The sequence below is a fragment of the Aurantiacibacter xanthus genome, assembly GCF_003584015.1.
In the GTDB taxonomy this organism is placed as follows: Bacteria; Pseudomonadota; Alphaproteobacteria; order Sphingomonadales; family Sphingomonadaceae; genus Alteraurantiacibacter; species Alteraurantiacibacter xanthus.
The window spans coordinates 1-8166 of sequence record NZ_QXFM01000116.1 but is presented as its reverse complement, the minus strand read 5'-3'; the positions used below and the strand labels follow the sequence as shown (position 1 = coordinate 8166).

Sequence of the window (8166 nt, the reverse complement as noted above, 5' to 3'; positions counted from 1 at the left end):
CACTACTTTGGCAGATTTTCTGGTGTCGGGTCAGATATGCAGCGACCGCAGTGCGGGCATGGCCGATCCGGTGGCTTGGAGAAGCGGTCAATGATGGCCTGTCTGATCGCTGGTAAGCTCGGCTGTGGAGGCGGACCGGCAGTCCTTTTTTTCCCCCTTGGCCTGCTTGAGGCGCTGGGTCTGCAAGAAGGCCAGGGCGATCATGGACATCAGCGCGTGTCGGTGCAGCCCCTTCCATGATCTACCCTCGAAGTGATCGAGGCCGAGTTCTTCCTTGAGTTGCTGATGCCCCTGCTCACAGACCCAGCGGGCCTTGATGGCGCCGGCAAGCTGCCTGATTGGCGTGCTGGCAGGCAGGTTGGAGAGGTAGTATTTGCGCTCGCCAGTCGAGCGATGCTCCCCGACCAACCACACCTCCTCGCCGGGCAGATGTTGCGCACCCATGTCCCGGATGCGCTGGGGCGGACCATCGGCGACACGCACGCGAACGGCAGCGAACCGCGCCGAGAGTGGCCCTTTGGTCCCGCGCCGCCAACTCACCTTGCGCCACCTTGCCATCTCCAGCATTGCCTTGGCGGATATCGATTTTGCGTCGGGGATGGCGTTCTTGCGAGGGCGACCTCTTCCAGCGATCGGGAAGATCATCCCAACATCGGCGGGGTAGACCTTCTGTCTGAAAGGTATGCCCACCGCCCATGCAAGCCCGCGCTCACTCAGCCCCTGTCGGAACGGTGCGGACATGCCATAGCCCGCATCCGCCAGGACACAGCCGAAACGAACACCCGCAGCGCCGACCCGATCGATCTCAGCGAGCGCGATCTCGGGCTTGGTCCTGTAGGGGCAGCAATCGAGAGGAACTCCAGTCCGTTCCAGGCGGGCCACGTCTCCGGTCCAGCTCTCGGGCAGGAACAGGCGCAGGCCGACCATGATGGGGACTTCGCCAGATGCCAGCGTCACCGACACCAGCGTCTGGCAGTTGGCATTCTTGCCCAGTGCCGACGCATATTGCGGCGCCACGCCGACGGAATGGCGCCCCTTCTTGGGCAGCGCCGTGTCGTCGATGATCAGCCAGGCCTTCTCGCCGCCTACCTGCCGGTCGGCCTCGGCGAGCAGAGCTGCCTCCAGCGGTGCTTCGTCCCACACGCCGCTGGCGATGAAATGATGCAGCCGATCGTAGCTGACATCATCTGTCCGGGCGGCCATCGGCTGTATGCTTTTGCGATCCCCCGGGCCGATCAGTCCCGCGATATACGCCGGACACATCCGGCCACGCGTCTTGTGTCGCAACGCCGCTACAAACGGTGCCAACCACTCGTCCAGTTCGCCACGCCAATCCGTATCCATCGCCAGCCCCTTCGAAAAGCTGGCTCCCTATGAATCACTGGAATCCCACCTTGGGAATCCCAAAAATCAGATTTCTGCCAAAGTAGTGCTAGTCAACTGAGGTAGATCGACGCCAAAGACAGATACGCTGATCTTAGATGCGGTTTGGCTTCGAGCGCTTCCTGCGATCAAGTGCAAGCTAGGTCGCGACAACTTGCAGGTGATGGATAGCGAGGCCAGGCGAGCCTTCGAATGGTCCTAGATGGCGGTGCGGGAGCATGCTTTCATCATGGTCAACTATTTGAATATTGGCTGAGACCGCTACTTGTCATCGGGCCGCCCGCTTTCTGGGTCGCTGAGCGGCGGCTGCCGGGCATCGCTTGTGGTTGATCCCGTCAACAACCGCGCCCCGCGTCCGTAAGTAAACCATGCCCAAGCCCAGTTGACATAGACGACCAGGCGGCTGCGAAAGTCCACAAGCAGCATCAAATGTATAAGTGACCAGACCAGCCAGGCGAGAAATCCCGTGAGCCGGAGCCTGCCGAATTGCGCCGCCGCACGCGAGCGCCCGATCACCGCCATGGTACCATAGTCGCGGTAGCGGAAGGCGCCGGGCTCGCGCCGACCGGCGATACGGGCCGCGAGCAGCTTCCCGACATATGTGCCCTGCTGCTTGGCAACTGGTGCAAGAGCCAGCAAGCGCTCGTCGCCGCCTGCTTCGAAACTTGCGACGTCCCCGATCGCAAAGATGTTTGGATGACCCGGCACCGAACAATCGGACCGGACCGTTACAGCCCCGTTGCGGACCCCATCGATTCCAAGCCATTCAGCAGCCGGACGGGCCTCAGTGCCGGCACACCACAGCACGGCTCCGGTATCTATCCGCTCGCTACCGAGCACCACGCCGGTGGGATCGATTGCCTCGACGGCCGTGCCAATCCGCACCTCCACCCCCATCGAGGTTAGAGCTTCGGTCGCATAGGTCGAAAGCGCGGGATCGAAACCCGACAGCAAACGGCCGCCCGCCTCGCATAGGACCACACGCGTGTCGCGCGGATCGATGCGAGAGAAATCGCGCGCCAAAGTCGCGCGTGCGAGTTCGGAGATGGTCCCAGCCAGTTCCACGCCAGTTGGGCCGCCCCCAACAATAGCAAAGGTCAGGAGGCGTCGTATCTCTGCGTCGTCGGTCGACTGCTCGGCCCGCTCGAACGCTTCCAGCAACCGCGCGCGGATGGCAAGCGCATCCTCAATCGTCTTGAGAACCAGCGTGTGTTCGCGCCAGTTGTCCTGTCCAAAAAAGCTCGAGGCCGATCCCGTGGCGAGTACGAGATAATCGTATGGCAACCGATGCCCATCGCGCAGCAGCACCGAGCGCGCCCTGATATCGACGCCTGTAACCTCCGCCATCAACACACTTAGGTTTGACCCGCCGCGCATCAGCACACGGGTGGCCATAGCGATATCGGACGGGGAAAGCGCCGCAGTCGCGACCTGGTATAGCAGCGGTTGAAACAGGTGATGATTGGTTTGGTCGATCAGCGTCACTTCCGCGGCATTGCCGCGAAGAGCGCGCGCCGCAGCCATGCCGCCGAAACCGGCGCCGACGATGACGACCCGGGGGCGGTTCGTCGATTCGGGATGAGACAGGTTCAGCGAAAGCGTTTGGCCTTGCAATTGGGTCTTCCTATTGCGACGAGCGATGATATGTAAACTTATTCGTTTCATTTTGGGCGCATGTCAAAGTCTGATTCGCGCCGAACCATTTTCGGACCCAAATTCTTCATGCTGCGCATATTCGTTTCGCTAATTTTCGCATGCCTTGTTGCAGGTTGCGACGATGCTCCCATTCCGGAGGAGGCCGATCGGCGTCCGGTCAAACTCTACACCGTGGCGGCAGGCGGTCAGGCGAGGACTTACGAGTTTCCCGCGATCATCGAGGCAAGCACATCTTCGGATCTAACCTTCGATGTGCCGGGCAAGATCGTCCGGCTGACGGTGGACCAGGGCGATTCCGTCAGGGCCGGCACGGTGATCGCGCAGCTCGACCAGACCATCGCGCGCAACCAGCTCGTCCAGGCACGCGAACAGTACGAGGCGGCACAGGATGCATTCCGCCGCGCCGACGCGCTGGTCGGCGAAGGCGCGATTCCGCGGGCAGTGCACGTTCAGCGCGAAACGCAGCGCGACACTGCGCGAGCCGAACTTGACAATGCGCGCGAGCAGTTGGAGAAGACCGTCTTGCGGGCGCCCTTTTCGGGCCGCGTGGCCAGGCGACTGACCGAGCCGTTCGAATATGTTTCGCCGCAGCAGCCGGTCGTGACCTTACAGACCGCCGGTTCCGCCAAGGTGGTGGTCCAGGTTCCCTCGTCCATCGTTGCCAATGCCGAGCAGCGGGCCCCGATCAACGCGGCGATCGCGCTCGACAGTCTTCCCGACAGGCGGTTCGCGGCCCGGTTCGGCTCGTTCGCCACCGACGCCACGCGTCAGTCGCTCACCTACGAGGCGACGTTCCTGTTCGATCCGCCTTCCGGCGCGCTGATCCTGCCGGGCATGACGGGAACGCTGCATGTCGAGCTCGATACCGATGATGCCGAGATGCCGGCTGTGCCACTGGAAGCGATCGTTGGGCGTGACGAAAAGACATTCGTCTGGCGCGTGGACCGCAGGACGGGAGCCATCGCGCTGCGCCGCGTCACCGTAGGCAAGGGAGCAGGCGGAATGCTGCCTGTAACTGCCGGCATCGGCCGCGGAGACCTGATAGTGGCTGCTGGCGTGGCCAATCTCGAAGAGGGGATGAAAGTCCGCCCCTACGAGCGGGACTGAGCCATGTCGTTTAATCCCGCCGTCTTCTCGATCAGGAATCGCCTGCTCATCCTGCTCGTCATCATCGGGACGATCGTTGCCGGGATGGCGGCCTATGGGTCGCTGCCGCGCTTCGAGGATCCCGAGTTCACCATCCGCCGCGCTGTCGTGGTAACACCCTATCCTGGCGGATCGCCGATGGAGGTCGCCACCGAGGTCACCCAGCGTCTCGAGCGGGAGATCGGGCAGATGCAGGAGGTGAAGGAGATTGTTTCGACCTCCGAGGCGGGCCAGTCGCGCATCGAGGTGGAGATCAAGTACGAGTTCGGGCGCAACAAGGAACAGCTCCAGATCGTCTGGACCAAGCTGCGCAACCGCGTGGCCGATGCCGCCCGGCTGCTTCCGCCCGGGGCAGGTCCCTCGATCGTCAACGACGATTTCGGCGACGTCTTCGGCATCTTCTACATGCTAACCGCCGATGGTTATTCGCCGGCCGAGCTGTACGACTATGCCGAAAAGCTGCGCACCGACCTGAGCGGTGTGGAGGGTGTGGGCAAGGTGGTGCTGTCGGGCGAGCAACGCGAGGCCTTCTATGTCGAGATCATGCGCGAGCGGGTCGCGGCGCTGGGGCTGTCGGTGCAGAGCGTCTATCAGGATCTAGCACAGCAGAATTCCGTCGTCGCAGCGGGCAGCGTGCGCGTCGGCGACCAGCGTCTGGAGATCGTTCCCACCGGCGAGATCGATTCGGTCGAGGAATTGCGCGATCTGCCGGTGATGACCGGCCAGGAAGGCGCGGTCGTGAGACTGGGCGATCTGGCCCGCGTGACGCGCGGCTATGTCGATCCGCCGATGCAGATCCTGCGCTACAATGGCAGGCCGGCGGTGGGCATGGGCATCTCGAATGCGACCGGCACAAATGTGGTCGAGGTCGGCGAGGCGATCGAAGCCAAGCTGCGCGCGAGCGAGAGCGACCGCCCGATCGGCATCGAGATCCACGAATTCTACCACCAGGGCAAGGTGGTGTCGGACGCGATCGGCGATTTCGTGATCAATGTCGCGACGGCGCTCGTCATCGTGGTGGTCACGCTGCTGATCTTCATGGGCTGGCGCTCGGCCGTGGTCATCGGCGCCGTGCTCATGCTCACCGTCGCGGCGACGCTGGCTGGGATGAATGCCGGCGGGATACCGATGCACCGCATCTCGCTGGGCGCGCTGATCATCGCGCTGGGAATGATGGTGGACAACGCCATCGTCGTGGTCGAGGGGATGCTCGTCGGCCTCAAGCAGGGCAAAAACAGGCTGGAGGCGGCGCGCGCGATCGTGGGCCAGATGCTGTGGCCGCTACTAGGAGGCACGCTGGTCGGCATCATCGCCTTCGCCCCGATCGGCCTCGCCCCCGGGCAGGTCGCCGAATACACCAATCACCTGTTCTGGGTGATGATGATCTCGCTCTTGTTCTCGTGGTTCTTCGCGGTCACCGTAGCGCCTTTTCTCGCCAACTGGCTGTTCGAGAAGGAGGAGGATGCTGCCGCTTCCGGCACTGATCGGGAGACAGGATTCGATGCAGGCCACGACGGTCTCGAGGACGAGGCCGCCCCGCAGCGCGAAGCCGGCCGGATCGGCACCGCCTATCGCGAATGGCTCGCGCGCGCGCTGCGCCATCGCTGGCGTACCATGGGCCTGACCGGGGGGTTGTTCGCCGTCTCCCTTGTGGGCTTCGCGTTCGTGGAACAGGGTTTCTTTCCCGCCTCCACCACGCCGCATTTGATGGTCGATTACTGGCTGCCTGCGGGCACCGATATCGAGCGGACCAATGCCGACCTGGAGGAGATTGAGGAGGATCTGGCGACGATGGACGGCGTTACTGACGTTCAGACCGTGGTCGGCATGGGTACCTTGCGTTACAAGCTGGTCTATCAGCCCGAGGCGCCGACATCCTCCTTCGGCCAGATGATCCTGCGGGTTGAGGACGCCTCGACGCTCGAGCGGCTGCAGGCAGATGTGCATGCCTATTTGCAAAAGAACGCCCCCGAAGCGCGCGCCAAGGTCTGGCTGTTCGAACTGGGGCCGGGTGGCGGCTCGAAGATCGAGGCGCAGTTTTCGGGGCCCGATCCGGCGGTTCTGCAGAGCCTGGCGCAGCAGGCCAAGGATGTCTTCGCCGAGGACGAAGCGGCCATCCTCGTGAAGGATGACTGGCGCGAGCAGGTGCCGGTCATCCACCCGCTCTATTCCGAAACGCGCGCGCGTCGCCTTGGCGTCAGCCGCGAGGACGTGGCCGAGGCCTTGCAGGGCACGTTCGCGGGCCGTCCGATAGGCGTCTTCCGCGAGGGCGACGACCTGATCCCGATCATCGCCCGCTCGCCCGAAAGCGAAACGCGCGACGCGCAGAACATGGAAGCAATCCAGGTGTTCAGCGCCAGCGGCGCCTCGCTTCCGCTGCAGGAAGTGATCGACGGTTTCGAGACCCGCTGGCGTCATTCGCAGATTCAGCGGATCGATCAGCGCTGGGCAATCAACGCCCAGGCCGATCCCGCGCCGGGCGAAACCGCCAACCGTCTGCTCGATCGCGTGCGCGGAGACGTCGAGGCGATCGAACTGCCTTCCAGCTACCATTTCGAATGGGACGGCCAGGAAGGAACGAGCACCGAGGCGATCGATTCGCTGATTGGCGTGGTCCCGCTCGGTGTCATCGGCATGGTGCTGGTGGTAATCGTGCTGTTCAACGCAGTGCGCCAGCCGGTGATCATTTTCATGATCGTGCCGCTGGCGATCATCGGCGTAACCATCGGCCTGCTCTTCACCGGCATAGCGATGGAGTTCATCGCCATTCTCGGTGTGCTCTCGCTCTCGGGCCTGCTGATCAAGAACGCGATCGTGCTGGTCGATCAGATGGATATCGAGATCGGCGAGGGCAAACCGCGTTTCGATGCCATCATTGAGGCAGCCTATGATCGCGCCCGCCCGGTCATCCTGAGTTCGCTGACGACGGTACTCGGCGTCATCCCACTGCTGTTCGACGCCTTCTTCAAGGCGATGGCCGTGGTCCTGGCCTTCGGGCTGGCCTTCGGGACGGTACTGACCCTGTTCGTGGTGCCGGTCCTCTATGCAATCTTCTTCAAGATCGGCCCTGACGAGACCGCAGCCGAGCCACAGGGGGCAAGTTGAACCATGCGCATCGTCCCTCTCACCGCCATGTTGCTCGGCCTGATGCTGGTGTCAGGCTGCTCGCATCCCGACAGGGTCGGCGATGGTCCGGTCGCACCCGCCCGCGCGGCCCTGCCGCCTTTGCCGGAACGCTGGCGGGCAGTCGCCGATGCCGCAGGGCCGGTCGCGGACGGATGGGTCGCCGCCTTCGGCGACCCGCGCCTCGCCGCGCTCGTGGCCGAAGCGCAGGAGAAGAACAGTGATCTTCAGGCCGCCGCGGCGCAGGTCCAGCGCGCCGCAGCACTTGCCCGTCAGGCGCGTTCCGGGCTGCGTCCGGCCGTTCAGGCGGTCGGCCTGGGTTCGCGCAGCCATATCGAGATCGATGATATCGAAATCGGCGGGCAGGCCGGACTGCCGGTGCCGTCCAGCATCGAATATGACAGCACCAGCTTTCTGGGACTGGCGCAGGCGAGTTGGGAAATCGACCTGTGGGGCAGGATCAGCGATGGCTGGTATGCCGCGCTCGAGAACGAGGCGGCTGCCCGCGCCGACTATTTCGCGGCCCGGCAATCGATTGCCGCGGGCGTGGCGCGCGCCTATCTGGTCTCGATCGAGGCTTCGCGGCAGGTGGGGCTGGCCGAGGAAGCGGTTGATACGCTCGAACATCTGCATCGCCTGGTGGGTCTGCAGGTCCGCGAGGGCGTCGCGATGGATGGCGATCTGGCACTGATCCGCGCCAATCTCGAACAGGCGCGCGAGGCTCTCGCACGGGCACAGGGCGCGCGGCGCGAGGCGATCCGTGCTCTCGAACTACTGGTCGGGCGCTATCCCGCGGCCGAGTTCGCCTCGGGAATTGACTTGCCGCGCATGCCAACGCCGCCGCCTGCCGGGCTGCCT

At 63.8% G+C, this 8166-nt stretch carries 5 protein-coding genes; 3 read left to right on the top strand and 2 right to left on the bottom strand.

The window, feature by feature from the left end; genetic code table 11:
• Window positions 1-87: 87 nt before the first annotated feature.
• Together D2V17_RS14590 and D2V17_RS14585 are read right to left on the bottom strand one after the other, a co-directional pair.
• Window positions 88-1344: an IS701 family transposase gene (locus D2V17_RS14590; protein WP_119592595.1), complete on the bottom strand. Its 1257-nt coding sequence runs from the start codon at window positions 1342-1344 to the stop codon at window positions 88-90.
• 300 nt (window positions 1345-1644) lie between these two features.
• Window positions 1645-3048 carry an NAD(P)/FAD-dependent oxidoreductase gene (locus D2V17_RS14585; protein WP_119593542.1) on the bottom strand — a complete coding sequence of 468 codons (1404 nt, stop codon included), beginning with the start codon at window positions 3046-3048 and terminating at the stop codon, window positions 1645-1647.
• 57 nt (window positions 3049-3105) lie between these two features.
• Between D2V17_RS14585 and D2V17_RS14580 the strand changes: the two genes are divergently transcribed.
• From D2V17_RS14580 to D2V17_RS14570, 3 genes are all read left to right on the top strand, one after another.
• Complete coding sequence (locus tag D2V17_RS14580) at window positions 3106-4146, top strand: efflux RND transporter periplasmic adaptor subunit (protein WP_191229208.1); 1041 nt, start codon at window positions 3106-3108, stop codon at window positions 4144-4146.
• A 3-nt stretch (window positions 4147-4149) separates the two neighbouring features.
• On the top strand, window positions 4150-7290 hold the full coding sequence (locus D2V17_RS14575) for an efflux RND transporter permease subunit (protein WP_119593540.1): 3141 nt from the start codon (window positions 4150-4152) through the stop codon (window positions 7288-7290).
• A 3-nt stretch (window positions 7291-7293) separates the two neighbouring features.
• Window positions 7294-8166: TolC family protein (locus D2V17_RS14570; protein ID WP_147367428.1), on the top strand; the 873-nt coding region annotated here is incomplete at its 3' end.